The 3,528-nt window shown below is 63.6% G+C and carries 2 protein-coding genes and 1 tRNA gene; 1 reads left to right on the top strand and 2 read right to left on the bottom strand.

Annotated features, from left to right (window positions below):
• Positions 1–608: 608 nt before the first annotated feature.
• On the top strand, positions 609–2,645 hold the full coding sequence (locus tag ACE3UY_RS14310) for a heterodisulfide reductase-related iron-sulfur binding cluster (protein WP_374688186.1): 2,037 nt from the start codon (positions 609–611) through the stop codon (positions 2,643–2,645).
• 104 nt (positions 2,646–2,749) lie between these two features.
• Here the strand turns inward: ACE3UY_RS14310 and ACE3UY_RS14305 are convergent.
• Both ACE3UY_RS14305 and ACE3UY_RS14300 read right to left on the bottom strand, forming a co-directional pair.
• Positions 2,750–2,836: transfer RNA gene (locus tag ACE3UY_RS14305), tRNA-Ser, on the bottom strand.
• A 76-nt stretch (positions 2,837–2,912) separates the two neighbouring features.
• The coding region (locus ACE3UY_RS14300; protein WP_374688185.1) for an inositol monophosphatase family protein at positions 2,913–3,528 on the bottom strand (616 nt) is incomplete at its 5' end.

The raw sequence follows: 3,528 nt of genomic DNA, 5'->3' as shown, positions 1-3,528 counted from the left end.
GTGATGGCTAATAGCGCCGTCAGGCCGATAATGAGCCATTGTTTTCGCGAGAGCTTAGATCGAATTGTGCTCATAATGCTCCTTCTCTACACAGTACACGGGTTCGATGCGCGCTTCCAGCCGCGGTGTTGATCGGGCCGCGGCTGCGCGCTTATAGACCGGCGCGGCGCGACAACTCGCGACCGCGCCAGTCGGATTACGAACCGGTAGCCCGTCTGATAGCCATCGTTCGGCTATGGCTGGACGGTCCGGCGCAACGATGTAGGGGATGGGGCGATGATATGAGAGTTTTTGCTTGATTTAGCTACGAGTTTATAGCCAAGTATGTGTGCTCCCTATCGGTGGGTAATATTGATCAAGGGAAAGCATATCATCTCAATCTATTTACGTCAATACCTAGATAAAAATGCTAGATTTTCTAATTCTTATTATTAGATAGACTTATGATAGGCAATGACGCTTACAGTCGTACTTGCGCTCCACCTTTCGAATATAATGCAGTGCGTCAAAAAATACGGTACAATGTGGCATAGCACGCGCCGTTGGCTCCCTTCTCCCCATCCCGCCAACGACGACATCATGGAGTAAGTAGGGAAGAGGAACAGAACATGCTATCAACATTCGAACGGATCATGTTCCTGCTGCTGGTCGCCATCTGTCTGGCGGCCGTCGCCAACACCTTCGCCCAGATGGCCCGCGTCATCGGCCGCGGCCAGGGCGCGCTGGCCCTCAATGAACTGCCGCGCCGGGTCATCGCCGGCGCCATCGCCCTCATCACCCAGGGGCGCATCATCCGCCACCGCAAGATCACGTCACTGTTCCACTACGGCGTGGCCTTCGGCTTCATCTTCTACGGCCTGGTCAACGTCATCGACATCCTGGAGGGGCTGGTTCCCGGCTTCACCTTCCTGCACGACCACATCATCGGCCACCTGTTCCGGCTGGCGGCCGACCTGTTCGCGGCGGCGGTACTGATCGGCGTGGTCTACTTCCTGCTGCGCCGCTTCGCCGCGCAAGACGCGGCGCTGAAGATCCGCGACAACGTGAAGCTGATGGATCGCGTCCGGCAGGGGGGCATCGCCGTCGATTCGCTCATCGTCGGCCTGTTCATCCTGTTCCACGTCGGCTCGCGGCTGCTGAGCGCGGCGTTCAAGATTGGGCTGGAAGGGCCAGACCCGTGGCAGCCGGTGGCTGACTTCATCGCCGGCACGTTCCTGGGCGGTATGTCGCCGGAGGCGCTGACCTTCGGCTTCCACGCCTTCTGGTGGATCGCCCTGGGCCTCATTTTCCTGTTCCTGCCCTACTTCCCCTACACCAAGCACGCCCACCTGTTCATGGGGCCGCTCAACTTCATGACCGGCCCGGAGCGCACCTATCTGGGGCAGATGAAGAAGCTGAACCTGGACGACGAGACCATCGAGCAGTTCGGGGCCAACGACCTGGACGACTTGCCCCAGAAGCACATCCTCGACGCCTTCGCCTGCATCATGTGCAACCGCTGCCAGCAGGTCTGCCCGGCCTATAACACCGGCAAGGAGTTGTCGCCGGCGGCGCTGGAGATCAACAAGCGCTACTACATCCGCGAGCACATGGGCCCGCTGGCCGCCGGGGCGACCAACGGTGTGCCTCTGCTCGACTACGCCATCAGCGAGAGCGCGGTCTGGGCCTGCACCGCTTGCGGCCACTGCATCGAGATCTGCCCCGTCGGCAACGTGCCCATGCTCGACATCATGGAGATTCGGCGCGACCTGGTGATGATGCAGAGCGAGTTCCCCGACCAACTGACGGCCGCTTTCCGCGGCATGGAGCGCATGGGCAACCCGTGGCAGGCGCAGCAGAGCCGCATGGAGTGGGCCGCGCCGCTGCCGTTCGAGGTGCCAACAGTCGAGGAGAACCCAGACTACGAGTACCTACTGTGGGTCGGCTGCGCCGGGGCGTTCAACCCCGACGCCCAGAAGACGGTGCGCGCCGTGGCGACCATCCTGCACGAAGCGGGCGTCAGCTTCGCCACGCTGGGCGACGACGAGACGTGCACCGGCGACAGCGCCCGGCGGGCGGGCAACGAGCCGCTCTTCCAGGCCATGGCCGAGGCCAACATCGAGACGCTCAACGCCGCCAGGGCCAACGAGCGGCGCATCGTCACCAGCTGCCCCCACTGCTTCACGACCATCGGCAAGGAGTACGGCGAGATGGGCGGCCATTACGAGGTCTTCCACCACACGCAACTCATCGCCGATCTGGTGGGGCGGGGCAAGCTGCGGCTGAACGGCAAGATGCTGGAGCAGGCCACCTTCCACGACCCGTGCTACCTGGGCCGCCACAACGGCGTGCTGGCCGAGCCGCGGACGGCGCTGGCCGCGGCCGGGCTGACGCTGCTGGAGATGCCCCGCAGCGGCAAGGATTCGTTCTGCTGCGGCGCGGGCGGGGCGCAGTACTGGAAGGAAGAGGAGCACGGCACGGAGACGGTCAACGTCAACCGCTTCCGCGAGGCCAGGGCGACGGGCGCGGCCGTGCTGGCCGTGGGCTGCCCGTTCTGCAACACGATGATGAGCGACGCCAACCGCGAGCAGGGCGCGCCCATGCAGGTGCGCGACGTGGCGGAGCTTGTGGCCGAGGCGCTGCAACCGTCGGCGGTGGCGCAATAAATTAACCACGGATTTTCACGGATTTAACGGATGAAACGGATTGAACTTGGTTCAATCCGTAGAATCCGTCTTATCCGTGAAAATCCGTGGTTGATTCATTCAGGCGGAGAGGGCGGGATTCGAACCCGCGACCCCTTGCGAGGTACACGATTTCCAATCGTGCGCACTAGGCCAGACTATGCGACCTCTCCGTGACGGCTTGAATTATACCCTATAGCCGGTGGGCTGCCAATGTCTGAAGCGCGGGGGAGCAGGGGGGCGGGGGCGCTACGGTCCCCCTGTTCCCCCGCTCCCCCGCTCCCCCGCCTCTTTTACCACCCCCATCACCGTCTCGAACAACACCCCATTCGTGGCGATGGCCTCATGGCCGTAGATGGTCGGCTCGCCCTGCCAATTGGTGAACGTCCCACCGGCCTCCTCCAGGATGACTTGCAACGGCCCGCAATCCCACAGGGCCATGGCCGGGTCGAGCATCACCTCCGCCCGGCCGGTGGCGACCAGAGCGTAGCCGTAGGCGTCGCCCCAGGTGCGTTGGTACCACGTCGCGTCGATGAGCCGGTCGAACGCCGCCTGCCGGTCGTAGCGGCGGAACGTGTCCAGGTCGCTGGCCAGCAGCACCGCCTCCGACAGCTCCGACACAGCCGACACCCGCGCCGGCCTGCCGTTCCAGAAGCAGCCGCGCCCCCGCGCCGCGTAAACCATCTCGTTCAGCGCCGGGAGATAGATCACCCCCAGCAGCGGCTCGCGGTCGCGCACCAGCGCCAGCAGGACGCTGTAGAAGGGCACGCCGCAGATGAACGCCTTCGTCCCGTCGATGGGGTCGATGATCCAGGTGTAGTCGGAGTGCGCCTGGCCGGGGGCGTGGCCGTACTCCTCGCCGATG

This window comes from Promineifilum sp. (SeqCode) (assembly GCF_041918635.1).
In the GTDB taxonomy this organism is placed as follows: Bacteria; Chloroflexota; Anaerolineae; order Promineifilales; family Promineifilaceae; genus Promineifilum.
This window is presented reverse-complemented; position numbering and strand designations above follow the sequence as displayed.

What these genes read in the sequence shown, in the direction of transcription:
- ACE3UY_RS14310 (WP_374688186.1), top strand. Translation starts at nt 609, where the DNA reads ATGCTATCAACATTCGAACGGATCATGTTCCTGCTGCTGGTCGCCATC.